We start from the raw sequence: 25,042 nt of genomic DNA on the forward strand, positions 1-25,042 counted from the left end.
TTTTATTTCCTCATGAAATCTTATTTAGCATTAATTTCTTTAACAACTTTTTCCACATTATCATAAACTGGTTTAGCCATAGCAGGTATACGGTATAAAATTGCTCCTGCATCAATTAATGGAATTTTTGGTTTAAAGGAAAGATCAGTCTTAGCAATTGTCAAATAACCATCATAATGTGATAAAAGATCTTCATTGACATCCTTAATCATATAGGCATCAACTTTGACGTTATACCCACGCTTTCTCATTTCTTCTTCAACTGCATCCTTAATTTGGTGAGATGAGTTTACCCCAGCACCACATGCAGCTATAAATTTTACTTCTCTGCTCATAAAAAGCCCTCCTACTGTTGACTAAAATTCTCACTTAAGAACTGATAAATTTTATCAGTCTCGGTAAGATTGAATAATGTTTGTAACTTTGAAACGGATGTAAGTCTAAGAAAGTCCATAATTTGTGCTAAAATGTTTGCTTGTCCTTCTGGATTATTATTCAAAATCATAAACAGAAATTTTACCGGCAAACTCTGATCAGGTGCAATCATGTTTTTGAAAGATACTGGTGCCTTTAAAGCAACAGGCACTATCAAACAAGTATTAACAAACTCTCCTTCAGTATGCGGTACAGCAATGTTGGGTAATTCCTTTGCAATAGGTGAAGTATCTATCCCGGTCGGATACTGTTGTTCACGCTGGTTAATTCCATTGAAAAAGCCATCGTTGACCAAATCAAGAGCAAGTAACTTATCCGAAACTTCCTTAAAAATTGTGGTTGGATCTGATGCATCACTTACAAATACTGCATTTGCAGAAAACAAGTTATTTTCTTTCACAAATTAGGCCCTCCTTAACAATAGACAAGTTTTTCGCTTTTGTTTGATTATGTTAGTTTTTGTTCGCTTGTCTATTGCTATTATATTTAATGGCAAAGAAAAATGCAAACGCTTTTTTAAAAAATAAAGCAAAAAAATCATCAAAATTACCATGTTCCTTGCTAATTAAAGTGATTAACTTGCTATAAACAGTTAATCAGACAGCATTCAGAAGTTGTTACTATTCTAATTTTTACTAATTAAACAAAACAAAAATAATTCCACAAAATAAAGCCATGACTTTTAAATCATGGCTTCAATGTGCGATTAAAATTTTAAGTTTTTTATTTATATTATTTAACAATATTAGTCGTGGTATACGCCTTCAGCCCACTTCTTATTTTCTTCATCAAAGAAGTGAACGTTATCCTTTTGATCAGGATTTGGTTTGGCAATACCATCTATTTTGGCAATTAACTCTTGTCTTTCTGGAGTAGACTCATATTTGGCATTTAAGAAGGAATCAACAATGTCAAAAATAAAGTCACGTCCTAAAACGATACCACCAAAACCAAGGATATTGGCATTTAACTCGCGCCGAGCATACTCAGCTTGAGCAACATCGCCAACCATTGCTGCCCGAACGCCCTCGTTTTTATCTGCAGCGGTAGAAATACCGATACCAGTACCACAAAGGACAATACCTAAATCGGCACGACCATCAGCAACATCTTCAGCAACCCGTTTACCATAAATTGGATAGTGCGTTCTGGTATTATCATGAGTACCTTCATCAATGACCTGATATCCCTCTTCTTTTAAATGATCAGAAATAGCCATTTTGACAGAAGTAACGATATGATCATTTCCTAAAGCAATGACCATATGCTTATCAACTTTGGGATCAACAAATTCTGGTTGTGGTCTATCATTATCTAGCATTAGTAAGCCTCCTTAAATCATTTCTTCAAGCATATTTAAACGCACTTGATGGCGGCCACCAGCATATTCAGTATCCAAATAATGTTGCACGATTGAATAAGCCAGTTTTTCACCGACAATACCGCTACCTAAAGCAATAGCTTTTGCACCATTGTGCATAGCAGTCATGTGTGCAGTTCTTTCTTCATTAACATTTGCGGTAACCATGCCTTTAACCTTGTTTGACGCCATGGCAGACCCTACGCCGTATTCGTCAAACATGATGGCCTTTTTAATGCCATTGTCTAAGACTTCATGAGTTACCTTTAAACTAGATTCAACAAAATCCTCAGCGGGTTTTGCAGTAACATCCAAAACATCATAGTGATGTGCCTTCAGGTAATCTTTTACTTTTTCTTTTAAGGCAAAACCTGCCTTGTCACTACCAATGACAACCTTCATAGCCAAATCTCCTCTCAAAAAATTACTTATAAATAGTCGTAAATTGACTGTAATGCTTTTCCAACTCAGGCTCAATTCCCCGATTAGTAATTAAACCATCCACATTGCGCAAATCATAAAATTGGTGAAAATCACTATGATCCAATTTAGTATAATCAGCTGCCACAAATTTTATTTGTGAATGATTCAGTCCAATACCTTCGGTTTGACCTTCTTCTAAGTTAGCAGTTGTTAAAGAAGAATCTTTAATGCCATTAACACCGACAAAACCAACAGAAAATGACATAGTTTTTAATTCGTTATTGGCTAAAGCGCCTACAAAAGCACCGCTGATTCTTCTGTAAGAACCGCCAACCATAATTAAATCGTAATCATTCATATTATTTTTGGCAGCTTCAAATACAGGTAATGAATTAGTAACAATGCGCAAATGTTTAACTTTGAGATTAGCCACTAGTAATTCTAACGTCGTCCCCGGTCCAACATAAATCGAATCATTTTCATGAATTAAGTTACAGGCTCTTTTTGCTACTTCATATTTTTCTTTACTATGGATTTCACGCTTTTGCTCATAACTTTTTTCAGTGCGAGTTTGATCAGACAATAACTGCGCGCCACCGTGGACACGTAAAATCTTACTTGCCTTGTGGAGCTCATTCAGATCTCGTCTGATCGTCATATCAGAAACTTTTAAAGCTTGTGCTAATTCATCAACTGTGACAAATTTCTGTGTTTTTACAACTTGTAAAATAGTTTTCAGTCTTTCACTCTTTAACATTAGTAACCTACTTCTTAAACTAGATTATGCAACTAACTTAGTTCATTTTAATTATAGCTGTCCCTTTTTGTTTGTCAATGTTTGAAAGTGTTCGTTAACTAAATTTGAACCTAAATATTGCTTTGGATCATATAAGTTAATAAATACAATCCACGGCTTTTTACCAAAAACACAAATTGTATTTATTAGGAAAAGCCCTATTCAACTAAACTTAGTCTATATTTTATCAACAAAAAATGCATCTTTTAGGTTGAAAAAGATGCATTTTCTTCTATATTTAATCAGCAAAACTACTTTTTAATTGACTCAGCAATTTTTTCATATTTACGAACAGTGTCATAGTCACTATCTTTAGCTTTGACATATCCTTCGTGCGAATAAACGCGTTCGATTACTTTTTTACCTTCTTTAGATTTACCAATGGCAATAAATGCATTAGCTAACTTTTCCCGGAAGGATTTTGACAAACTCGGGATGACAGAAATAGTGTCATTAGGAATTTCCGTTGTGTAATAAATTGGTACAACTTGGGACTTAATCTTAGGGTTGTCTTTAATAACATTATTACGGGCATCCTCAAAAACAAAGGCTGCATCAGTATCTTTATTTAAAACATTTAGAACTGCTTGATCATGTCCAGTTGTAGTAACCAGCTTACAGCTACGAGGAACATCCAGTCCCTTTTGCTTTAGTTCAGCAACTGGGAAAATATAACCAGAAGTTGAAGTTGGGCTTTGAATTGAAATTTTCTTACCTTTAAGATCCCTCCAGCTCTTAATACCAGAGTCTTTTCTAACTAGAATTTCGGAATGAAAAGTATGAACTAACTTTTTAGTCCAATTACCATCTGGTCTGGTTAAACCAAAACGCTCTGACTGTAATAAAACATCGGCTGCATGCTGTTTATGCGCTTGCACATAGTCATCACCTGGTAAAAAACCGACATCTATTTTTTTAGATTTCATTGCTTCTACCAGTGCGTTACCACTTGTTGAAACTGAAACGTGAACTGGAATTCCCAGACGCTTAGATAGCATTTTTTCTAATGGTTTGGCCTTAGTCTCCAAAGTATTCGCAGAAACGCTCGGTACGAACTGCACGTTGAGAGACTTTGGGGTACCGCTATCAGCTTGTTTTTTAGCTGAGTTAGAGCACCCAGCAAGTAAAGCAGTGCCCAAAACTGCAATAGCACCAACTAAAAACTTCTTAAATTTTGGCATGATTTCCTCCTGATCTGGAAATATAGCAATCAAAAAAGACTTAGCATTTCACGTTGCATGATAATGCTAAGTCCATTAATGATCATATTAAAAAACAGCAACAACAGATTGTTCAGATAAGAAAGCCGCACTTCCCCCATAGCAAATTGCTCAAAATTTTGAGTTAACACATGCATATGGATAAATCTACCTCTCTTTCTTAGTCTAAGAAAATAATAGCACAATATTGAGAGTTATTACAGTAGTTTTATTTTCAAAATATGTTATTTTATTCATTTAAAATAAGAAAGCGCTTTCCAAATAAATTAAAAGCTAAAATTCATCGAAACCATCATCATTCTCTTCTTCTACATCTATATTAGCTTTTTTATTTTTATCCTGATCAAAGAAAATATACATGATGGCAGCCATAATTACTGCAAAGATAGCTACTCCAGTAGTGGAAATTTTACTATATGCCACCAGGAAGAAGCCTAAAAAGAAGAAAGCTACAACTTTTTTATTCATCATCATTTGCGCCAGCATTGCAAAACCGAGTAACGGAAGCAAACCAGCTGCTATGTTCATACCTGTTTGCACAAACGGTGGAATAATGTTTAATAATTTTGCTACTGTTGCTGAACCAAAATAAAAAGCTAGTGGATTGAAAATAATTCCTGGCCAATTTTGTGCCCAGCCTGATAGCAACATGTCTCGCGTTATCGCGCGCGTATCTCCTTTATCCGCATCTTTATCACAACGGTGAATTAATAGTAACATCACGGGTTGTCCAACAGCAGTATTAAGTGCCAACATCACCGTTGCAATCGGAATTCCTAAAGTTAAAGCAGCCGCTGCATTAGCATGCGACTCAATCGCTAAGGAAATCCCTAAAACCGTTCCAGCTATTAAATCAGGAGGATTATATGCTCCAATTGAGACTGCACCGATCATGGCAAGTTCAAGCGTTGCCCCCATGACAATGCCATCTTGCAAATCTCCTAGAACTAGGCCAACCAAGGGACCTAAAATTATAGGTCTTTGCAAATAGCTGGTTCCTAATAACCATTCTGAATATCCTAGAAAATTAATCAAAAAGATTAGTATTGTTTTTACAATCATTTTATCCACACTTTTTAAAAACTATCAAAATCATCTAGTGCATCCTTAGACGTTTCAGTGTTTAAATTATCAAAATTCACAATTCCTTCTTTAGCAGCCTCTATACTTTTGTTTATAACTTCAGAAACATTTGTTTCATTGGAAGTTAAAAACTGCAGTAAAAAAGGTAAATTAATACCAGCTACCAGATGCAATCTATCACTAGAAGCAACAATTTTCTGTAAATCAGTATTTACACTACCACCAGCAATATCAGTTCCAAAAACTATGTCGCCTTTATTATTATTAATAATTGTCTTAACAGCTTTGGGAAAATCTTTACATTCTGGTGTATAGGCACATATTGCGTATAAATCATTTCGCTTTCCCATAATAAATTCTGTAGACATTTTTAATCCTTTTGCAAAATATCCGTGTGTTGCAATTACAAATTTTGTCATTATTTCCTCCAAAGTATTGGTATAATTACTAGACCAATTTTGCTTTTTGCTATACCATTAAAATATCATTATCTATGCACCTAATCTGAAAAAATATTCTTCAGAATTGCTAACACTTCAGTGTTAAGCTAATATTAAGTTATCTAATATTGACAAGGAAGAGCTATTAAAATGTTCAATATCATAAATAAAAGCGAACTAATTGCCAAAGACATCAGGTTCCAAATTTCAAATAAAATTTACACTCACTATTTGCCTTCCGAAAGGAAGTTAGCAGATAAATATTCAGTTTCCCGAAATACAATTAGAGAGGCGCTGGAAATTTTAAAAAACAAAGGGATCATTTCTTTAATTGCTAATGATTATATTATTAATCAACCAAAAGAAGATTTAGATTGGCTAGAATTTTTTGGCAAAAAAACTCATCATATTATTCGTAATTATATTGTTAAGAATGAAGTTTTTGAAGCTAACAAAAAGATTGCTCAAAAACTTGAAGTTCCACTTGCTACACAAATTCGTTTACTAGTTTATAAACGAACTACAAATGAACAACAAAATAATATAACTTTATCAATTGATTACATATATGCTCCAGAAAAACTAGCCAAAAATTTACCTTTAAAGCGACTACAAGAATGTTCTTTTTGGAATTTACTGGCTAAAAAATATCAAGGTAAAAAATTAAAAGAGTACCAAAGTTTATCAATTGAATCAGTAAATTTTGAAGATGCTAATTTATTAGATGTTCCCGTTAGGAGTAAAATTCTACAGCGCTCATCCAAAGTTTTTATTGATAATGAAATTATTTACTTTGTATCAAAGAAAATTCCGTCCAATTCACTATTAGTGTCAATAGATAATAATTTAAAGAAAGAAAAAGAAAAATAATGAATAATCTTTATCATGCCCCTCTTTATATTCAAATAGAGGATTTGCTTGAGAAAAAAATTCTTAGTAAAAAGTATTTACCTGGATCTAAAATACCGAGTGAACGTGACTTAGCAAGACAATACGGTGTAAATCGCATGACTGTCAAAAAAGCTATAGATTCATTGAAAAAAAAGGGATTGCTCTATCGCAAACAAGGTAGTGGCACATTTGTTACATCAGTAACTCCAGATAAAGAAAATGTATATTTTAATTTGGCTTTTACTGATAAAAATTCTAATTCAGGAATTTCTGAATTGCTAACCAAAAATGGTATTCACTTTTCTAATGAAGTTGTTGGTACTGATCTCATTAGCAGCAACGCTTTTTTTAATGAAAAACTTAAATTAAATGACGAAAGTAAGGTCTTTGCCTTACATCGAATTCGAGAAATTAAAGAACGACCTTTTGCTATAGAATATAACTACTTACCTGCTAAATTATTTCCGGATGCATCACAAGTCGATTTTAAGAATGTAAGTCTCTATGACTATATGGACTCTAAAAAACATAAACCCGTACATTTTTCCCAATTTATTCAAGTTATTCCAGCTTTAACAAAAGAAGCCAGATTGTTAAAAATAAAAAAAGGAGACCTTCTTTATTACATCATTTATTATGGTTATGATGAGCAAGGTAATGCTGTTGAATATACGGAAAGTTATCTAATTTCAGAAGAATTAAATCTACAATTTACTCTTGGTGGTATTTTAGGTGAAAAAGAAACCTATTAAGTATAGCTACATAGACTTGCTAAAAAATCGTAAAAAGATTATGACTTTTTACGATTTTTTCTTTTGCTCTAATAATCAAATTGACGATAGTAGCGACGGAAATTAAGGTCATGACCAGTATATTGTTGATACCATGATGCTAAGCGATCAGTTAAAAGCGATGTTATAATCATTGGCGAGCAAATTTGCCTAAAGTCATCATCAATTCCTTCAAATACAAAGTCTTTAGTGTCAAAAACTTCGAAACTATTTGTATGCTTTGGCAAAAAGCGTTCTACTCGTTCATCTAATGCACGATATTCGTCTTCGCCTTTGATTAAGTACACTGGTAAAGTATCATCAACTAATTCTAATGCACCGTGGAAAAAGTCAGCTGAAGTAACAGGGCGTGTGCGGACCCATTGCATTTCTTCTAAAATACACATTGAAAACATGCATGTTTCACCCCACAGCATTCCTGAGCCCACAGTCATAGTTAATGGGGCATTGTAATATTTACGCGCAATACTCTGAGCTCTTGGTTCAAATTCTTCTCTGAATCTTAATAGGTTAGGATAAAGTTGTTTCATTTGATCTGCCCAGCGGTCGTAATCCTTATAGTAACCCCAATTTTGATAGATACGCAAAGTTAACATAAAGTACATTAAATAGGCATTTTCACATTCAGCTAGTGAACCATTAATTGATTCTTTTAACAATTTTCCTAAGGCAGATTCTGGATTTTTGGTGAAACCATAAACATCTATTCCTTTCTGATTGCAGTACTTCACTGCTGCTACAATTTCTTTAGTATCACCTGAATCCGAAGAAGTAAGAACCAAGGACTTATTGGTGAGATAGTTAATATCCTTTTTTACCAATAATTCACCAGCATTTTCCAAGTAAACTGGAAAATCAGATAAATGATGCAAGTATTCTGCAATTGGATACCATTCCATCCACGTGCCACCGATACCAATCATTACAATGTTTTGATATTCATTTTTAGATAATTTATCGGCTAATTTTTCAATATTCTCTCTTTGAGCATATACATCTTTACCATTTTGCAAATATTTTTCTACATCAAAATTTTTCATTATTGTCATTTTATTCTCCTTTTAAATCTAAGCTCCCAGAATTTTAAAGTATGCTGCCGCTATACTTACCACCAAAATAATAAACATAATTAACAACGGATTAAGCTTCTTTTTGAGCATCCAATAAGTTACACCGAATAGAGCAAGAGTAGCAATTCCAGGGAAAATGCCATCTAGTAGAGACTGCACTGTTGATGCACTCTTGCCAACACCAATCTTAGTAATGAAATTAACACTGACCATTTCTTGAGTCATGGCACCAACAACCATCATACCGATCATTGAGGCATATTTGGTGATTTTATCCATCATACCCGAATTTTCGACATTATTAATTACATTCGACCCCAAGCTATAGCCTAAAAATGTACCATAATATCTCATAATGTAATGTGGAACATTGAATACTAAGAAAAATAATATTGGCCCTAAAATACTGCCTTTAAGAGCTAAAGTTGTTCCAATACCTGTTGCTAAAACTCTCAGAGTGCCCCAGAAAAACGAATCACCTATGCCTGAGAGTGGACCCATCAATGCTAATTTAACCGCTGAAATAGAAGTCTCATCAAAATCTTCATTGCTAGCATTGGCTTCTTCCATTGCCACAGAAATTCCAAGTGGCAAAGTCACAATATATGGCGTCATATTGTATAATTCCAAGTTACGTTTTAAAGCATGAATGAATTTATCCTTTTGGGGATATAATTTTTTCAAAATAGGCATGATTGCCCAAGTAAAGCCAACATTCCCCATTCGCTCATAATTCCAAGAATGTTCATAAGGAATACTGCGCCAAAATAATTTAACTAAATCGGATTTGTTTATCTTCTTATCATATTTAGGTTTAATATTAAAACTCATCGAAACCATCACTTTCCTGTTCTACACTTGGTTTAACATCTTTACCCTTTTGACTCTTATCATCTCTATCAAAGAAAACGTACATTATGGCAGCCATTATTACTGCAAAAATAGCTACACCAGTAGTTGATATTTTTCCGTATGCTACTAAAAAAAAGCCGAAGAAAAAGAAAGCTATCACTTTTTTGTTCATCATCATTTGTGCCAGCATTGCAAAACCTAAGAGTGGTAATAGTCCCGCAGCAACATTCATTCCATCTTGGACAAACTGAGGTATTATATTGAGCAACTTTGCCACGGTTGAAGAACCGAAGTAAAATGCTAAAGGTATGAAAACCAGTCCGGGCCAATCTTGAATATAACCAGCAATTAGCATGTTTCGCGTAAGTGCTTTCGTATTACCCTTTTCTGCAGCACTATCACAGCGGTGAATGAAAGCCAACATTAAGGGCTGACCAGTTGCAAGTCCTAAAGCCTGCATAATAGCAGCGATTGGAATGCCCAATGTTAGTGCTGCACCTGGAGCGGCATGGGTTTCAATAGCTAAAGAAATACCAATTATTGAGCCAGAAACCAAATCAGGTGGATCATAAGCACCGATTGAAACAGCACCGATCATTGCAAGTTCAAGGGTTGCTCCCATAATTATTCCACTTTGCAAGTCACCTAAAACTAGTCCCACTAAAGGGCCTAGAATGATTGGCCTTTGCAAATAACTAGTTCCAAGCAACCATTCTGAATATCCCAATAATCCAACAAGAAAAATTAAAAAAGTTTTTAGTATCAATTTTTACACCTCCTTTAAAAACTTTTTAGCATCGATCTTGTTTTCATTCGGTACCATTTGAATAAAAAGCTCAACTCCCTGATCTACTAGTTTTTGCATTATTTCTACATCTTCATGATCAATAAAAATACTTTTAGTCACTTGCTTTTTACTATCTTTATACGGCATATTGCCCAAATTAATTGCTTTTTCACCAATAGCTTCAACCAGTTTGGCCGCAATTGGCAGAGTTTCACATATGACAAACAACTTATATTTGTCTGTAATTCCACTTTTTATTTGTTCAATGGCCTCATCACAAGTTTTAATAACTACTTTAGTTCCAGCTGGCTTTGCTAATCTCAACGCCTTCATGCGTAGCGGATCTTTTTTAACAGTATCACTTACTAGCAGTAATGCGTCTGCGCCTAAAGCTTGCGTCCATGAAAAAGCAACCTGGCCGTGCAACAGCCTATAGTCAACACGAATCATCTTAATCATTTTTAAGCCTCCTAAGCTAATTTAACTTTCATGATCTGAATCCCACTTTTGCTTGATATTTTTGATTTCTTCGTCATAATCATCTGTTTTAATTGCAATTTTTTGATCAAACTTGTCAAAATAAGGATGTGTGGCCCAAGCCTGAAGCTCGTCAGTCATTTTTGCTGCCACTAATTGCACTACTGGCAATGAATAATAGGGTTCAAAAAACCAGTTATTCACAGCTTGGGTTTTCAAGATTCTCTGATCTTTTTCCAAATTATTTGAACTAGTAATAAAAAATACATTTGGCGTTATTTCTTTTAATGCTTCAAATACTTCTGAGAATCTTGTTTTCCCAGAAACAGGCATATCATCAACTAAAAAGACGGTATGATTTGGCGTTAATTGCATATCCGGCCCATGAAGAAATTCTTCTAGTTCGTAGTACATTGCAGGTCTTTTTAGCGTTTCTTGAAACTTCAATGCACCTTCCCTTGCAACTCCATAATTGGGTCCATTGCCACAGAAAAAAGTAGGGTTTCTCATTGAAAGGGCAAAATAATTATTTTGAATAAATTTTTCTGTTTCCGCCATCAACTCCTTTTGGTATGAAATAGTTTGCTGTAGTTGCTTATAAAAGTCTTCTTTTTGTTGTGAATCTAGAATGCTAATTTCACAGCCCAATAACAAAAAGAACTCGACAAGTGTTTGTACGCCAACAGTCACATAATCTACGTACTCATTACCAGGACCATAATCAAAAATTTCTTGTGAGTATTTGCTCATTTGACTATCAAGATTGCCAGTTAAAGAAACTTCAAATACATCATTTTTTTGTAAATACTGCAAGCAATTAATGATATTGGTCGAAGAACCACTCTGTGATACAACAACAATAAATGTACTTTTCTGAGACGCAATCCCAAATTGCATAACATATTCCGGTGTATGAAGATACACCGGTTTTTTGGTCATCTCTTGCAACGAATCCTGAATCATTGCCAGAGCGTTATAAGAAGAACCCGAAGCAATTAAGGTAATACTCAAATATTTCTTTTTTAAAAATAGATTTGCTACTCCGCTAATTAACTCATCCCTTTTTTGAAAATTCTCACCTAATTTTTCAGATGAATATTTCACATAATCCTGCATTCGCATTTTCAGCATCTCCTAAGTGGTTTCTTATATATACCATTTATTAATTTAACTATACCACTACCAAATTCTATTGCAAGCGTTTTCTAAAAATAATGTTTTAGAGTCAATTCTTTTTAAAATGGGAAAGAAATTTGGGTCAAAATAAAAAAGACTGCTAAAACCCGTTAAAAAACTAATTTAGCAGTCTTGAAAATTGAGAATGTCAAAAAGCTAAAACTAAATACCCCCCGCTTGCTTTAAAATTGCCGTCAAATACTTAAATTATTTCTGAAACACCCACTATATTTAGAATCATTGCAATTTTGTACAGATTGAATATGATTCAGTAACTTTATCGCAGATAATTAATAAGTCTATATGAATCATACGTGACCACATTCCTTCTGGGAACTTGTGTAGTTTGCGTTTTAAGCCATAAAAAAGCCTCCAAATTTTTTCAAATTTGGAGGTGCTATCAAAAAATTCACTTTTAAAAACAATATTAATTATCGTATTTTTTATCACTAATTATTTTGCCGTTACCAATTGACTTAATCTTTTGACTGCTGTCATCGCTGTCGCCAGTTTGTTTGAAAAGACCGCCAGTGTATAACATCACTTGCTTATGTTCAAAATCATCATGTTCGAAGGTGTAAGTAATCTTGTAAGTTACGCTGCTACAGTTATTTGGCGCCGGAGTAATCGAAACTACAGAACATTCCATATTATAATCATTAATATCGTCATCATTATCAAAACCAGAATCTTGAGAATGCAGTTCCTGATAACCTTTATTTTCAGCTCCACCAACAAAGTCATCCTCGTCTGGAGATGTAAAGTCATTTTCTAAAAGTTCTTCAGCATCATCTTTACTAATTAAGCCAGGCCATTCGGGTTTAATAACATTACTGCTGCTATCATCGTCATCTTCAAAGCCCATATCGTCATAATCAACAGACTCTGATTTGATAGATTTACCATCAACTTTAGTAACCACATAGATCTTCATATCATCAGTTACAGGGTAATCTTTAAACACTTTCGTGCCCCTTTTATCAAGATTGCCCACTTTTTTATCATTAATGTAAATCGTGGCAGAAGGGATACTTTTAATCATGAAATTAACAGTTTTAATGTTCATGTTAATTTCTTTATTAGAAAAAATAGTGGTACTTTTATCGGCAGATAACTGGTGACCAGAGGCAACTGATTTTACTTCAATGTGGTATTTACCCGGAAATAAAGGAGCAATTTTTTTATAATAGTCCTCACCGCTGCCGTCAACGCCACCAAATTTTTTATTGTTGACATAAATAGTAGAATTGGCGTGATTAGTTCTAATCTGCGGTGTATAAGTCTTTAATTGCAAACAATATTTGGGGAATAAAAGTAAATAACGACCACTTTGGACCAAGCTGACGTTTTCATATTCATTACCGTATTTAAAAGCATCTGCCATTTTATCTGCTTCAACGTAGTGTTCCGCATAATATTCCTGAGTTGGCTTTAGAGCTGCTGTTGTTACACGAGCATTAGGATTTTCAGAAACTACGAATTGGGCTAAATCAGAATGAGGATTTTTCAAACTGGCTGCAATTTGATTAATCTGATTATTTCTTTGATAATGATTAGAGCCCCAAGCATAGAATGCTGCAAATGCGACAACCAAAACTCCCAAGCAGATCAGCAAGACCTTATTTCTTTTTTTCATGGGCTGATGGACTGAGCTCGCCGTGGCTTGTGGCTGATTGACAACTGGCTGCGCTGCAGTATTTTTCTGCTGACTGCGATATTCTTTTCTACTATGCAGGGTCTGAGGTAATTTTTGACCACAGTTAGGGCAAAATTCCGCATTCGGTTTTACCTCTTTACCACAATTAGGACAAAATTTTTTATCATTCATTTCCTTCACTCTATCTACATTGAACCATTTTGCATTGACATAATTTGATTGATGATTGAATGGACCATGGAACTATAAATAATTGAATCTAAAATCATCAGACATACAAAGATAATGGCAAAAGCAATTAAGAAGCCAAAAATTTTATCATGCACTGCTCCCTGATCGCCAAATAATATAATATGCTGGCTTGCAAAGAATAAAGCTAACATTATGATAAATACGGCAATCATGAATTTAATGCTATTTAGTCCTAAAAGCATTAGTAAAAAGAATGCAGCAGAAATAAGCAGATTGAAGTTGCAGGCATGGGCACCACGATTAATAAATTCAAAAAAGCTCAGGTTTCTGTCATAGACATACCGATAACCAGCATAAAAGCCGCCAGTAACTATTGCTTCAAATATCACCAGCACCACAAATATTTCCAGCATAATGTTAAAGGGAACATGAAAATTCTCCCAGCCATTAATGTTGGCTCCCATGCGGTTGGCCCAGTTAATCAAAGTACTAACAATAGTATTGGCACAATAATATAGACCCAACACCACAAAGGCATCTTCAATCAAAATGGTCAACCAACCATACCAACTTGCCACATTAGGACTACTAGTACCTGGATTGCGCCAGGAATCAACACACCATTGCCAGTAATTTTGAAATTGATCTCCGTAATTAACTGGCTCACTGGCAGCTGGAGGCTGAGGTTCAGTCTTTTTTGGCTCTACTTGGGCAGTATTTTCAACTGGATTAGTAGGTGCCTCTTCTACTTTTTGTACACTAACATTGCGCAAATCATAACCGCAAGACGTACAAAAATTGACGTCTTTTCCCATTAAGGCGCCACATTGAGGACATTTTTTCATTGATAACTCCTTCTTAATTCCACTATTTTAGATATTTATTTACTACTTTAATTTTATACCACTATTTATAGATTATTGCATGGCATAAAATCTATAAAAAATAACATACCCCAACTATTAAATTTGTTCATTGTTAGTAATAGTAAGATATTACTAAAATGCATAATACAGAGTAATTTTAAAATTATTTATAAACACTGTCAAATACTCTTTTAATCACCATCTTACTGCAATTTTATAATATATAGTTACGCCGGTAATATGTAGTAAACTATAAGGTATAGATATATTGTATGTGAGGTTAAATTATGAAAATTGTTAATTTAGATAGTTATGCTCTAAACCCAGGTGATTTAGATTGGTCAGCGCTTGAAAAATTAGGTGAATGCACCTTTTACGACCGTACCCCAGTGGACGATGATGATGAAATTTTAAAGCGGATTGGGGATGCTGAAATTGTTTTAACTAATAAAACTCCACTTGACGAAAAAGTCCTTCAGACTGCGCCCAACATCAAATATATTGGCGTGACTGCTACCGGTTACAATATTGTTGATATGACTGCAGCTCGTGAAGCTGGCATACCCGTTACTAACATTCCTACATATGGTACTGATGCAGTTGCCCAATTTACTTTTGCATTGCTACTTGAAATTACAAGTCAAGTTGGCTTACATAACAAATTAGTCCATGAAGGTCGCTGGAACAGCAATCCTGATTTTACTTTTTGGGCAAAACCGTTAATGGAATTGAAGGGTAAAACATTAGGACTTATTGGTTTCGGTCATATAGCAAAAAAAGTGGCAGAAATCGGCCATGCCTTTTCTATGAATGTGATTTTTTGGAACCATCGGCCTAAATCCGACTTACCTGATTACGTTAAGCAGGTTGAACTTGACGAACTTTATCAAAAAGCAGATATCGTCAGTTTACACCTGCCACAAACACCGGCAACCACTGAAATGATAAGCCAAGAAGCAATTAGTCAAATGAAAGATGGCGTCATTTTAATTAATACTGCTCGGGGCGGTTTAATTAATGAAAAAGACGTCGCCGATGCTTTAAATGAAGGAAAGATTGCTGCAGCGGGAATTGATGTTGCACAAAAAGAGCCCATTCCTGCTACTAGTCCACTTCTTTCTGCTAAGAACTGTTACATTACCCCTCATATTGCCTGGGCACCATGCGAAACCCGCAATCGTTTGCTGGGTATTGTCGTTGAAAATCTGCAGGCATTTCTAAAAGGTGAAAAATTAAACGTCGTAAATTAAATATCATAAGCAAAAACCAGTAATCTTGATTGAAATACTGGCTTTTTTATTCTCAAAATCATTTTCCGTGCTTGACCTTGACGCTGCGTCAACCAACATACTTAATTTTGCAAGTGAGGAGATTTTAAACATGTCGTATTCTATCAATGAACTAGCAAAACTGGCTGGCATTTCAACACGAACTTTACGCTATTACGATAAACAGGGACTTTTAAAAGCGCGCAGGAATTCCGAAAATAATTATCGCTATTATGAAGAAAGTGAAGTTGATCAATTGCAGAAAATTCTCTTTTTAAAGCTCTTTGACTTGCCACTGGAACAAATAAAACAGGTAATGCAGACTTCAACGGAAACTCAATATCAAGTTTTACGAAGTCAGCGGAGCAAATTAGTTGCTGAGCAGAAACATCTAGATGATTTGATTAGGAATTTAGACAAGACACTTGCAACAATGAAGGGAGAAGCACAAATGACTGATACGGAAAAATTTGCCACATTAAAAAAAGAAATGATTAACAAAAATGAAAAAAATACGGTAGGGAAATTAGGAAAAAATATGGTGACGCTCAAATAGATCTTAGTAATGAAAAGTTCAATTCTTTATCTGCAGATGAATTATCACATTTCAAAAAACTAAGTGCTGAAATTTTAACTGAACTAAAGAACTTTGATAATACTGCTGGTGTCAAACAAGATGCTGCCAAGCACCTTTTCGACTTACATAAAGAATATTTACTGACAATTTGGCCTAAAGGCCAATATTCGGCAGTGGCGCACAAGAATCTCGCCCAAATGTATGTGTGTGACCTACGTTTTAGCAAATATTATGAAGAAGCCACAGGCAACCCTGACGCTGCGAGAATATTGAAAGCAATCATTGATTACTATGCCTGAGTGTCTTTAATTTATATAAATTTAATTGTAAAATAAAACCTTTCAAATACAAATTCGTTAAGAATTGTTTTGAAAGGTTTTTGTTTAGAAAGATTTTTTAGATATTAAATCAACTTTACCTGTTATTTAATCGTCATCTTCATCATCAAAACCAATAATTTTTACTTTTGTGGTATCCAGGCCATTAAAGATATTATCAGATAGTTTAATTCCCCAGCCTGTCAGATTAATTTCTTTTAAAGATGTATCACCTGAAAACATATTTTCCATTTCATAATAAAAAGAACTTGCGTCCCAACTACTTAAGTCAAGCTGAGTCAGTTTTTTATCCTTAAAAAACATATTATCCACATATTCAGTTTTACCCGTATCTACTTTATCAAGACCAGCAATGTCCTGTAAATTATACAACCTGGCAAATAAATATTCGGAATCACTTGATAAAGCAATATTGCTATCTATGCTAATATGTTCAATATCAGAAGGTTTAAACATATTTTTCTTAGAAACATGTTTCTTAGCATTATAAACGGCATCATAAATCGGAGTACTGCCTAATTTATTACTATTTACACCTTCTTTAATATGCAAGGTTTTAGTACTAGGATCGAACTTCAAAATACAATCATTGTCTTGAGAGTATTTACTAATATTAATCTTTTTATTAACATTAGCAGTTTTATGGCTAGTTACCGCCTTCTTAACCTTCTTCTTTGCTTTTGCGCGTTTCTTCTTTTTGGCTTGAACATTTTGGACAAGATCTGTCTTCTCAGGAATCACATTAATAGCAACTCCACCCAAAATGCCTGCAATTGCAGAACTAACTAGCAACTTACTGGTGAATTTTTTGATATTATGATTAACTTTCATTTTTTCTTTCCTTCATAAAAAACTATTTCTTTAACCATAACTAATTTTATATCTTTTATGCATTTATTTTCAATAAGAAAAGACATAAAGCCAATTATTTCGTACCTAGTTTCACTCACAATTGAAAGAATACAAATCTTTAAAATCATTCCGGCTCCACAACCACAATGGATTTTGCAAGTCGGTTGGCACAAATTCAGTGCCCTGCAGTTCTTTTGCCCAAGCACTAATCACATAAGTTTGCACTTTAGCACTTTCCATTTGTTCTTTGGTTATTAAACCTAATTTGTAACTTGCCCTGATTACATGCCTGTCGGCAGCAATATAAATATTATTAGTGTTTTTTAAGGGAATTGCAGTGTATTTACTGAGAACATAGAGCCAATAGTTACAAAGCTTATTACCAGACAAGTACGGAAACTTTTTCTTGGCATCTTTTTGCATAAATTGCCTTATTTTATTCACATCATTATCCAAGTCGTTAGCGAATTTAATAACACTACCATCAGAAAGCTCTATAAACGTTTGACATAATTTAAGCCAAATATCTGTTTGCTTGTTCTTTTGCAAAGCAAGCCGATACTTAGTCAAAGCTTTTTGTACTGCTTCATACCCAGCAGTAATAACTTTTTTCGGTATAAAAACAAAACTAGTTTTTGGATCTTCATATGTCTTCAAGGCACTTTCCCATAAAGTATAGGAATTTCTCTGATAGTTTAAAGCCATTGGCAACGTGAAATAAAGCGCATTTTCATTGGAACTTTGATCTAGGTGGGGGTTGCTATCTTCAGGTAAAGTAGTATCACCCAAATCGCCATTTCTGTACATTTGATAAATTTTTCTTGCTTTTTTAAGAATTACATCTGACATAAATTGCTGACCTCCCTTATTTTTCAAACTAACGCTTATTATTTATACATCAAAGCATCAAGGTATTTGTGCAAATATTTCTCTTTTTCTTCAGGATGATATTGTGTAATAAAACGCGGATGCTCAAGTGGAACTATTTTTTGAAAAAAGTGCCACTTTTTATTAATTTTGCTTAGTTCTTGATAATTTTGACCACCGCCTATGCAGTAACAAACAGAAGTATCAATTCCGAAATTAATTTGCGTTTTAAGCACAGAAATTATAAAAGAAGTTAGTATTTCTTCAACTCGCTTGTTTTCATAATAATTGCAATTTATCTGGTTACCTTTGGAATTGGTCTTGCAAATACCCAAGGGACAAACAAAATTGAGATAAAAATCATGATAAAACTTGGTCCTTTCACCGTATTTATCTATAACTTCATTTAAAAAATCAGAAGCAGCATTATTAACATGAAAATTTGCTATTGAGATTCCTGTTTCTTTTTGGAGATTTAAAGCATCTTCAAAGGGAATTCCAGTTATTGCTGATCTTTTTCTCGCTGGACAACTGCCCAATATTAAGCGTCGCCTGTTAGTGTCATTGAAATATTTGTGATAGAAAATTTGGATCATTAGTAAAACTTGTTTTTTATTTCTGCCACTATAAGGATTAATTATTTTATATGGTTCAGGTAAATTAAATTTTATATTACCTAATTCCTGATCAAATTGAAAAACTTTATCTGAAAAAGTTTGTTTTTGTTTCATAAATGCCTGCTATCATATAAAGTTACAAAATTATATAAGCAAATTATAGTACATATGTTCGTAGCAATGCTAGTTTTTTTAAGAAATTTAGTAGAAATGGAGGATTGGTCATGAAGTTAACCCTCTAGATTTGAAGTGCTCCATAATAATTAGACATTAATCTGACTATTAGGAGCACTTTTTTCATGACTAAATATTCAACTGCTTTGAAAATGGAAATTTGCAGTAAATACTTATCCCACCAAACCTCTTTAGCTAAACTAGAACGCGAATACGGCATTGATCAGTAGATGATACAAGTATCTCAGAAGAATAAACATCTTTTCCAGTCTCTGCTACAAAAGAATAAAGACCTGCTTTACTTACTTTGCCTTTATAGAATTTGGCTTGGACTTCTGTTAAATTTCCATCATAGTCCTTAGCTGCAATATCTGCATTTGTATTTTTTAGAGATATGGTATTCTGCAGGAGCTTCACTAAGCATCCAAACGTCTTCAAATTTTTGCTTATAAGCTGGTTCATTTTTCAAATAAAGTACTACCATATTCTCAAATGCAGTTTCTCTATCTCTTTGCTTATCCAAATTTTCATCTATATGTTTAACTAGTTTATCAAAAGTAGAAATCTTTTTTCTTCTAAAAGTAATTTGTTTATTTTTAACTAAAATGCTCTGTTGTGATAATCTGACACAATCAAAAAAACAGGATCTAAAGCCTGTTATAACTATTATTTATTTTTCACTTAAACAGATGTCCGAATAAACTCCCAAATAAGTTGCCTATCAAGTCCTTAATGGAATTCCTCTTTTGTTTTGAATTATTATTTCCTTGTTGAATTTGACTATTATTTACATTACCTGAGATATTATAATTGTTTATTGTTTGCAAATTTGCTTTCACATTTCTACTTGCTTTTTCTAGTGGTTCTGGTTTAAGATGCATCCCCCAATTAATAATCTTTTCTTTAACTTTAGCTTCTATACCAGATAACTGACTGATAGCGGCTTGTTGTTTAAAAGTAAAATCTAAAGGGCAATTATATAATTCACATAAATCTTTGTTTATTTTATTATCAAATTCAAAAGATACTGCTTGATGCTCAGTTTGCTTTGTAAATTTTATTAACGAAGATATAGGATTGGTAACTATATGATAACCAAAAAAATCATAACCAGTAGGTATTTCAACAGGAATATTCTTTCTAAATGTACCATCTGCTACAAATCTAACAGAAATTTTCCTATACTCTGGCACATTATCAATATTATCATATCCTGATATTTCACAATGGCACCATTTTTCCATTTTCTTATCTTTTATCTCAATTGAAATAGCATATGCTTCATTTAATAGACGGCTTAAATCAATTCCATTTAAAATATCTTGCTGAAATTCTCTCACACTAGTTGCCATTTATTCTCCTTTTCAACAATCTAAAAAGTACTTTTTTAAAATTATTATATACCATAAAACACAAAAAAATACGGGCTCTAACGCCTGTTAAATCAACATATCTAGTACTCTTAAATTTATTTAAACACACTCTAAGAACACATATTTTTTATATGTGTTTGAATAGTGCTAATACCCCAAAAAACTTATTATTTCAAAAACTTCATATTAATTTAAAGTAATAAAAAAGCATTTCAAATCAAATTATAGTTAACTTTTTTGGCTCTAAAATTTATCCTGTTGATGACTTATCCATATGGTAAGCTGTTAATAGGTTTTTTATTGCATAAAAAAGAGGACATCTTGCTTCTTGTAATAAAATATTAGCTTCACCCAATATTTTATAGAAAGTCCGAATTATGTCCTCTTTCTATAATTGTATTAAATCTGCGCTTGATATTAAAGATCAAAATATTGTTTTTGAAGATTAGTAAGTAATTAATGAAAATAAAATGACTGTTTCTTTTAATAATTTTTGTGTAAGTTTCATGATGCATTATTCTTTCTCAAAATAATTGATAATTTTAAAAAATTAAACCATACTTCCCTCAATATATCATTACTGTCAGGCTTGAAACAAGTGCCAGTAAGATTTTTTAATGCTTATATTGCTTAATATTAAAATTAGAAATAAACTTGTATCAGATGTTGTACGCAAGCTATAAATTAACGGAGGTAGAATAAATGAATATCAATCAAATAAAACGAAATTCAATAAAAGTTAAGCCCAAACTTAAATTGTTAACTTGGGTTTTAACTATAGGTACTTTAGCTGGAGCTATTGCAACAATAAATTTTCAAAGCTCGTATTCTACACAAACTGTAAAAGCAGCAAGCAAAAAAGATATTGACGAATTTAAAAATTTACATGTTAGCCCTAAAACCTTTCCTAAGAAAATGCGTGGTACTTGGTATTCATGTTCAAGTGATGATAATTCATTAACAAAAACAGTTATTACTAAAAATAAGATGATTTATCGATATAAAAATGGAAAAGTAACAAATTCCCTTCACGTCTATAAAAAACATAGTCTTAACCCTAAGAGTAAGGGATATAGGCGTAATAGAATTTCCTGGCTTTTTCTTAATTATGTAAAACCTTTCAAAGAAAAAAATAGGTATTATGTTGTATATAGAGGTTGGAATCAAGTCCTTGGAACTAATATTCATTATAATGTTTCAAAAATAAATGGCCATGAAATTTTAACTTTATCTTCGGGTTTTTATGTTTCCGATCATTCTTATAAATCAAAGAAACTAGCTTTAAAGTATAAACAAAAGCACTATCATAATTTTATATATCATAAAATTGCAATGGATTGACAACCAGCAAAAGTCTGTTAATCCCTAGTTAGTCCAACTATTTCTGCAATTATTTAATAACAAAAATAAGCCTTGATTTACCTTCGTAAAACGTTGATAAATCAAGGCTTATTAATTTAAACGATTTTTCTGAATATTAGTTGCTTATCAGAACTTGGAAATGAACTTTTATATAAAAAACAACTAATATTCGATAAATTGTTAAAATTTTTTTATTAATTCTTATTACTCCACTTTAAATTCTTGATGAAAACCTGCTTGCTTTAGCCAATGCACTACCTCACAGGCAAGTAAAAGCACGTCCACCAGGCAATTGATGAAATGGCATTCAAGCTTTTCTAAGCTTATATAATAGAGTTGTGCTGAAATTAAAATATTGGCATAAATCTTTGCCGTTTAAAATTTTCATCTTTATTTTCCTTATATAGAAAGCTCACTATTACACCGCAATCTAAATAGCGAGAAATAAAAATACTAACTTAGAGCAATAAATCCAACCCAAAGGGGCCTGTTGCAAAGCTAGTTCTGGGCTGGTTTATGCTTGTCACTATGGAAACATAGAAGAGCTATAACCATCAGCATAAGTAACAACGGTAGCAACATGTTTTTTACCTTTATAAAATTCATAAAAAGTGCTACGCCCATGATCAGGTTCGCCATATACACTAGCTAGATCTCCATTATTATAGCTTCTCTTTACTTTGGCATTTTTTGGAACACCAAGCTTACGTAAAGTCTTTTGAGAAATTTTAATTCGTTTTTTACTCATTCGCCAAGAGTCGGCTTTATCGGCTTTTAATATCCCAATTTTATTTTTGAGTGATTTACGATATTTTTTAACATTAGTTTTTGTACTAAAACTTGCTAAATATTTGTCTGCTTTTTGATAGAGTTTAATAGCCTTATTGATTGACTTTTTATTATAGGTTGAGTATTTTTCTCCTTTTTTGACAGTGGTATTGTAATATTGTTTAATTTGTTTTGCTAATTTTTTCTTTTCTAATTCTGCAGCAGTTTCAGTATGAATAGTTTTAAGATCTAAACTACCATCAGCTTTTTTGGTTACTTTTTGCTGATTAGATAAAGTATAGTGTACTTCGTTAAAGTTATAAGTTTCTGCTGTTATATATGCATCCTCAGGAATATGCAATTTTTTTAAATCATTTACACGTAAGTACAAATTTTTATCAGTAATGTTCTTAGCACGGTCTTTATCATAATCAAAATTTTCAGTTCCTTTAACATACTTGGAATTATCTTCGCGTACTGCTCTTTGAGCTGCATTAATTCTTTGCTTTAATTTCTTAAGAGCCGTGAGATATTTTGAAATTTTAAGACCTTTAACTTTCTTAAGAGAATCTTTTTCACTGTCTAATTGCTCAATTCCATCATTTATAGCTGCTTTAACCTGCGAGTTTAAATCAGATATATTGCAAGCTTTTGTGGCCGTATCATAGAATGATTTTAAAAGCTTATTATATTTTTGCTTCTTTTTACTACTGACTTTAGAACTACTTAATTCAAGGCAATGGTCATCGAGATCGTTTCGGAGCTTACTCATTTTTTCTATAGGTTTTTCTACCGGATCAATTACAATTTTTGCAGCATATACGACAGAGGTTGTTTTTGTGTAACCAAGCAGTGGCATTATTGTAATTGTGCATGCAAACAGCACTTGCAACAATTTTTTATTAATTTTCATGTTTAGTTCTCCCATAAAGATAAACACTTTCTACGTCCAATTAAATTCCATATCTCCATCAGTATCTTTAGTGATTGTTTGATCATTTGAAAGTTTATACTCTAATTGAACGTAGTTTGGACCCATCATATCTACATTGGTATAAACTAAAATATCCGCAACCTTAACATCTGCTGGAATCTTGATGTGCTCAAAGTCTGCTAACTTTTTTAAATCATCTTCTCTTAAATACAGGTTCTTCTTTTTGACGATTTTTCGTTGATGTTTAGTTAATGAAGATTGATAATCCAAGCCGGCAAAAAGTTTTACCTTAGGAGAATTATTCGCAATTTCTGCTTTTCTAGCTTTGTTGATTTCTTTTTGATATTTTTTCAAAGTTTTTAAATACTTTGAAGCTTTAGACCATGTACATATTTTTTTATAAAGTTTGATAGAATCGACCGCATCATTAACTAAACCATATGCACTAATTCCTAATTTATTCATCTTAGGATATGCTTTAACTATAATTTTGTAATATGCTTTGATGAGTTTATCAGTTTTTCTTTTTTGTTTAGCGGTTACTTTTTTCCCTTGGTGCATTCTATAATCTAAGTCGTCAGCGTAGTCGCCCAGCTTATTCGATACAGTATCAGCTTTATTACCCAGGTCAAATTCTTTTTGTGCTCTTTTAGAAAGAATTTCAGCAGAAACAACTTGCTCAGTAGCAACTACGGGCGTTATTAACATCGAACACGCAATAGTTAGCATTATCAATTTCTTAATACTTTTCATTAGCTTTTACCTCCCTGTAATTAACTAAAATAAGGACCCGCAAAGAGTCCCTATTTATCACCTTATTAAAAATCTACTGAATAGATTCTTTAATTGTTTTCTTCAAAACCTTTTTACTTAAGTGACATTTCTTTAATAAAGCCTTGCCGATCTTTTTTGACGTGTTCTTGCTAAATAAACCCCAATAGCGCTTTACTGTTCTACCTGGATGGCGATAACCAATTAACAAAACACGATACTTTTTTCCTTTGTAAGAAATGTTCTTAACTTTTTCATTATTAACATCTTTTACAATTTTCTTTGATTTCTTATTCTGTATTGTTTGAATCAAATCGTAATTATTCTTACCCAATTTCTTATATTCAGTTTTAATGCATTCATTTTTGGAATCTTCCCTACTATTCTCATAAAGAGTATCAGAGTATGCCTCACCAGCATCAATGCTTTTTTTAGTGCCTAATATATAGAAATAATTTGAGTCGTGTTTATTTAAGTCATACCATTTACCTCTAAGTGCTTTAGGTGGATCCTGATACTGCCCGTCGGCTTTAACTGTTTGCTCTTCATTCTTATTAACAGTTGCAGTAGTGGCAATTAAGCCCACACTAGCCACTAGCGTTATTAAAACCTTTTTTATTTTCAT

At 33.0% G+C, this 25,042-nt stretch carries 29 protein-coding genes; 6 read left to right on the top strand and 23 right to left on the bottom strand.

Annotated elements, in window-relative coordinates; genetic code table 11:
- Positions 1–20: 20 nt before the first annotated feature.
- The 8 genes from LDM92_RS07495 to LDM92_RS07530 form a co-directional block, all read right to left on the bottom strand.
- Positions 21–335 (bottom strand): PTS sugar transporter subunit IIB, encoded by a 315-nt coding sequence (locus tag LDM92_RS07495; protein WP_045927619.1) that lies wholly within the window; start codon positions 333–335, stop codon positions 21–23.
- An 11-nt stretch (positions 336–346) separates the two neighbouring features.
- The gene (locus LDM92_RS07500) at positions 347–835 is read right to left on the bottom strand and encodes a PTS sugar transporter subunit IIA (protein WP_373868656.1); all 489 of its coding nucleotides are present in this window, start codon (positions 833–835) and stop codon (positions 347–349) included.
- Positions 836–1,180: 345 nt separating this feature from the next.
- On the bottom strand, positions 1,181–1,699 hold the full coding sequence (gene lacB, locus LDM92_RS07505; RefSeq protein WP_198181168.1) for a galactose-6-phosphate isomerase subunit LacB: 519 nt from the start codon (positions 1,697–1,699) through the stop codon (positions 1,181–1,183).
- Positions 1,700–1,768: 69 nt separating this feature from the next.
- The gene (lacA, locus tag LDM92_RS07510) at positions 1,769–2,197 is read right to left on the bottom strand and encodes a galactose-6-phosphate isomerase subunit LacA (RefSeq protein WP_223902694.1); all 429 of its coding nucleotides are present in this window, start codon (positions 2,195–2,197) and stop codon (positions 1,769–1,771) included.
- Between the two features lie 22 nt (positions 2,198–2,219).
- A complete protein-coding gene (locus tag LDM92_RS07515) occupies positions 2,220–2,975 on the bottom strand; it encodes a DeoR/GlpR family DNA-binding transcription regulator (protein WP_122052007.1) in 756 nt (251 codons plus the stop codon).
- A 290-nt stretch (positions 2,976–3,265) separates the two neighbouring features.
- On the bottom strand, positions 3,266–4,195 hold the full coding sequence (gene phnD / locus LDM92_RS07520; RefSeq protein WP_223902695.1) for a phosphate/phosphite/phosphonate ABC transporter substrate-binding protein: 930 nt from the start codon (positions 4,193–4,195) through the stop codon (positions 3,266–3,268).
- Positions 4,196–4,507: 312 nt separating this feature from the next.
- Complete coding sequence (locus LDM92_RS07525; RefSeq protein WP_223902696.1) at positions 4,508–5,296, bottom strand: PTS mannose/fructose/sorbose/N-acetylgalactosamine transporter subunit IIC; 789 nt, start codon at positions 5,294–5,296, stop codon at positions 4,508–4,510.
- 14 nt (positions 5,297–5,310) lie between these two features.
- A complete protein-coding gene (locus LDM92_RS07530) occupies positions 5,311–5,736 on the bottom strand; it encodes a PTS sugar transporter subunit IIA (protein WP_223902697.1) in 426 nt (141 codons plus the stop codon).
- Between the two features lie 171 nt (positions 5,737–5,907).
- Here LDM92_RS07530 and LDM92_RS07535 point away from each other — a divergent pair, with 171 nt between their 5' ends.
- Positions 5,908–6,627, top strand: coding sequence for a GntR family transcriptional regulator (locus LDM92_RS07535; RefSeq protein WP_223902698.1), 720 nt, complete (start codon positions 5,908–5,910; stop codon positions 6,625–6,627).
- Positions 6,627–7,400: a GntR family transcriptional regulator gene (locus tag LDM92_RS07540; RefSeq protein ID WP_223902699.1), complete on the top strand. Its 774-nt coding sequence runs from the start codon at positions 6,627–6,629 to the stop codon at positions 7,398–7,400. Before LDM92_RS07535 ends, LDM92_RS07540 begins: the two co-directional genes overlap by 1 nt.
- 68 nt (positions 7,401–7,468) lie before the next feature.
- On the opposite strand, the gene LDM92_RS07545 is transcribed toward LDM92_RS07540, so the two are convergent.
- The 7 genes from LDM92_RS07545 to LDM92_RS07575 form a co-directional block, all read right to left on the bottom strand.
- Positions 7,469–8,488, bottom strand: coding sequence for an SIS domain-containing protein (locus LDM92_RS07545; RefSeq protein ID WP_223902700.1), 1,020 nt, complete (start codon positions 8,486–8,488; stop codon positions 7,469–7,471).
- A gap of 18 nt (positions 8,489–8,506) precedes the next feature.
- The gene (locus LDM92_RS07550) at positions 8,507–9,340 is read right to left on the bottom strand and encodes a PTS system mannose/fructose/sorbose family transporter subunit IID (protein ID WP_223902701.1); all 834 of its coding nucleotides are present in this window, start codon (positions 9,338–9,340) and stop codon (positions 8,507–8,509) included.
- A complete protein-coding gene (locus tag LDM92_RS07555; protein WP_223902702.1) occupies positions 9,330–10,127 on the bottom strand; it encodes a PTS mannose/fructose/sorbose/N-acetylgalactosamine transporter subunit IIC in 798 nt (265 codons plus the stop codon). The genes LDM92_RS07550 and LDM92_RS07555 overlap by 11 nt, the downstream gene beginning before the upstream one ends.
- A gap of 3 nt (positions 10,128–10,130) precedes the next feature.
- Positions 10,131–10,607: a PTS sugar transporter subunit IIB gene (locus LDM92_RS07560; protein ID WP_223902703.1), complete on the bottom strand. Its 477-nt coding sequence runs from the start codon at positions 10,605–10,607 to the stop codon at positions 10,131–10,133.
- Positions 10,608–10,628: 21 nt separating this feature from the next.
- Positions 10,629–11,747, bottom strand: a complete 1,119-nt coding sequence (locus LDM92_RS07565; RefSeq protein WP_223902704.1) for an SIS domain-containing protein — start codon at positions 11,745–11,747, stop codon at positions 10,629–10,631.
- 481 nt (positions 11,748–12,228) lie between these two features.
- Complete coding sequence (locus LDM92_RS07570; RefSeq protein WP_223902705.1) at positions 12,229–13,629, bottom strand: zinc ribbon domain-containing protein; 1,401 nt, start codon at positions 13,627–13,629, stop codon at positions 12,229–12,231.
- Between the two features lie 14 nt (positions 13,630–13,643).
- The gene (locus LDM92_RS07575; RefSeq protein ID WP_223902706.1) at positions 13,644–14,495 is read right to left on the bottom strand and encodes a zinc ribbon domain-containing protein; all 852 of its coding nucleotides are present in this window, start codon (positions 14,493–14,495) and stop codon (positions 13,644–13,646) included.
- Between the two features lie 308 nt (positions 14,496–14,803).
- Here LDM92_RS07575 and LDM92_RS07580 point away from each other — a divergent pair, with 308 nt between their 5' ends.
- The 3 genes from LDM92_RS07580 to LDM92_RS07590 all read left to right on the top strand — a co-directional run bounded on the left by LDM92_RS07580 (position 14,804) and on the right by LDM92_RS07590 (position 16,660).
- Entirely contained in the window at positions 14,804–15,766 is a 963-nt protein-coding gene (locus tag LDM92_RS07580; RefSeq protein ID WP_223902707.1) for a D-2-hydroxyacid dehydrogenase, read from the top strand.
- 130 nt (positions 15,767–15,896) lie between these two features.
- Positions 15,897–16,340, top strand: a complete 444-nt coding sequence (locus LDM92_RS07585) for a MerR family transcriptional regulator (protein ID WP_223902708.1) — start codon at positions 15,897–15,899, stop codon at positions 16,338–16,340.
- On the top strand, positions 16,337–16,660 hold the full coding sequence (locus LDM92_RS07590) for a TipAS antibiotic-recognition domain-containing protein (protein ID WP_238480660.1): 324 nt from the start codon (positions 16,337–16,339) through the stop codon (positions 16,658–16,660). The genes LDM92_RS07585 and LDM92_RS07590 overlap by 4 nt, the downstream gene beginning before the upstream one ends.
- A 126-nt stretch (positions 16,661–16,786) precedes the next feature.
- Here LDM92_RS07590 and LDM92_RS07595 read toward each other — a convergent pair whose 3' ends face one another.
- The 5 genes from LDM92_RS07595 to LDM92_RS07615 all read right to left on the bottom strand — a co-directional run bounded on the left by LDM92_RS07595 (position 16,787) and on the right by LDM92_RS07615 (position 20,561).
- Positions 16,787–17,530 (bottom strand): BspA family leucine-rich repeat surface protein, encoded by a 744-nt coding sequence (locus tag LDM92_RS07595; RefSeq protein WP_223902709.1) that lies wholly within the window; start codon positions 17,528–17,530, stop codon positions 16,787–16,789.
- Between the two features lie 111 nt (positions 17,531–17,641).
- Positions 17,642–18,400, bottom strand: a complete 759-nt coding sequence (locus LDM92_RS07600) for a hypothetical protein (RefSeq protein ID WP_223902710.1) — start codon at positions 18,398–18,400, stop codon at positions 17,642–17,644.
- 38 nt (positions 18,401–18,438) lie between these two features.
- The gene (locus LDM92_RS07605; RefSeq protein ID WP_223902711.1) at positions 18,439–19,149 is read right to left on the bottom strand and encodes a uracil-DNA glycosylase family protein; all 711 of its coding nucleotides are present in this window, start codon (positions 19,147–19,149) and stop codon (positions 18,439–18,441) included.
- A gap of 255 nt (positions 19,150–19,404) precedes the next feature.
- Complete coding sequence (locus LDM92_RS07610) at positions 19,405–19,671, bottom strand: restriction endonuclease (RefSeq protein ID WP_223902712.1); 267 nt, start codon at positions 19,669–19,671, stop codon at positions 19,405–19,407.
- A 215-nt stretch (positions 19,672–19,886) separates the two neighbouring features.
- The gene (locus tag LDM92_RS07615) at positions 19,887–20,561 is read right to left on the bottom strand and encodes an AbiTii domain-containing protein (protein ID WP_223902713.1); all 675 of its coding nucleotides are present in this window, start codon (positions 20,559–20,561) and stop codon (positions 19,887–19,889) included.
- Between the two features lie 723 nt (positions 20,562–21,284).
- Between LDM92_RS07615 and LDM92_RS07620 the strand changes: the two genes are divergently transcribed.
- Positions 21,285–21,923: a hypothetical protein gene (locus LDM92_RS07620; protein ID WP_223902714.1), complete on the top strand. Its 639-nt coding sequence runs from the start codon at positions 21,285–21,287 to the stop codon at positions 21,921–21,923.
- 547 nt (positions 21,924–22,470) lie between these two features.
- On the opposite strand, the gene LDM92_RS07625 is transcribed toward LDM92_RS07620, so the two are convergent.
- The 3 genes from LDM92_RS07625 to LDM92_RS07635 form a co-directional block, all read right to left on the bottom strand.
- Positions 22,471–23,625, bottom strand: a complete 1,155-nt coding sequence (locus LDM92_RS07625) for a hypothetical protein (RefSeq protein ID WP_223902715.1) — start codon at positions 23,623–23,625, stop codon at positions 22,471–22,473.
- A gap of 30 nt (positions 23,626–23,655) precedes the next feature.
- On the bottom strand, positions 23,656–24,399 hold the full coding sequence (locus tag LDM92_RS07630; RefSeq protein ID WP_223902716.1) for a hypothetical protein: 744 nt from the start codon (positions 24,397–24,399) through the stop codon (positions 23,656–23,658).
- Between the two features lie 73 nt (positions 24,400–24,472).
- Positions 24,473–25,042 (bottom strand): hypothetical protein, encoded by a 570-nt coding sequence (locus LDM92_RS07635; protein WP_223902717.1) that lies wholly within the window; start codon positions 25,040–25,042, stop codon positions 24,473–24,475.

Source organism: Lactobacillus laiwuensis (assembly GCF_019972835.1).
GTDB classification, from domain to species: Bacteria; Bacillota; Bacilli; order Lactobacillales; family Lactobacillaceae; genus Lactobacillus; species Lactobacillus laiwuensis.